Below are 1,147 nucleotides of genomic sequence, written 5' to 3'. Positions count from 1 at the left end.
GAGGAAGCTGATCACGGCCGCGATAGAGGAGGGGGCACCCGGCGATTGGACAGCTGTCGAGGCGACCTATATTGCGCTTGTCGCGCGCATTCCGCGCACGCCGGTCAAGGCTGACATCGATGCGATCCTCGACGAGATGGGCCTGCTGCACGAAGAGATCGTCAACCGACTGGAAATTCAGGAAGAAACTGAAAATACCAGCACCAATGCTGCTCATGATGAGCGCCATATACAGAATTCAAATACCGAATCCACCTATGAACTTGAACCTAGCTCTGAAAAAGAGCAGGGCGAGAAGCCGAGCGAGAAAAGCGGGCGCATTGCCGAGCCGCTGAAGGCGTTTCCGCTGGGACTGGTGCTGAGGGCGTGCCCAGAAGTTTCGAATTACGGGCAGGGAGGGGCGATCGCGAACTGGCGCGAACTGATGGCGGCCGCCGTCATGGTCCGCTCGATGCTGGGCGTCAGCCCGTCCGCCTATCAGGAGGCCTGCGAGGCGATGGGGCCGGAAAATGCGGCGGTGGCGATCGCCTGCATCCTGGAACGGGCAGGGCACATCAATTCGGCCGGCGGTTATCTCAGGGATCTGACGGCGAAGGCGCGGCGAGGGGAGTTTTCGCTCGGGCCGATGCTGATGGCGTTGTTGCGGAGCTCAGGTTTTGAGAATCCACGAGCTTCAGGCTGATAGATGGCCCACACTTCGACAAGTGTCGACCCTGCCCGTTTGCCCGGGATGTTGTCTGCAGACTAAGTGTTTCATTTTTCGAAATGTGGGGACAGTCGCTTTGGGTGGGCGCGGGGGATTCGTTCGAAAGAGAGGGCTTTGACGGAAGTAGTGCAAAGCGTCCGTTCATTGGTAGCGGTGGTCGTCTTGCGCGCTAGGCGTTGAAGGTGTGTCCTTCCAAAGGAGGCGACTGCGCTCCATGCTAGGTGTCAATCCTTCGGCTGACTGGGACTTGTCCGGCCATTTACGTGAGAACGTCGCAATGGCTGTGTGCTTTTCTAGACATGTAGCTACATTGAATCGGCCCTCTTAAAACGAACTTAACACGGTGAGTTTCGCTCGGACCAACCTGAACGGTACTTCCAATATAAAGTTGAATCACGGCGTAGCCGGTGAGCCTTCGAGGAAAGAMTATCTCGATTACTC

At 57.2% G+C, this 1,147-nt stretch carries 1 protein-coding gene; it reads left to right on the top strand.

Going from position 1 to position 1,147, the window contains the following annotated elements; genetic code table 11:
- Window positions 1-682: plasmid replication protein RepC (gene repC / locus AC1D35_RS36290; RefSeq protein WP_477942862.1), on the top strand; the 682-nt coding region annotated here is incomplete at its 5' end.
- Between the last annotated feature and the right edge of the window lie 465 nt (window positions 683-1,147).

It is taken from the genome of Rhizobium sp. P1_E6, from assembly GCF_056405875.1.
The sequence above is the reverse complement of the archived record's forward strand: the minus strand, read 5'-3'. Positions and strand labels throughout refer to the sequence as shown.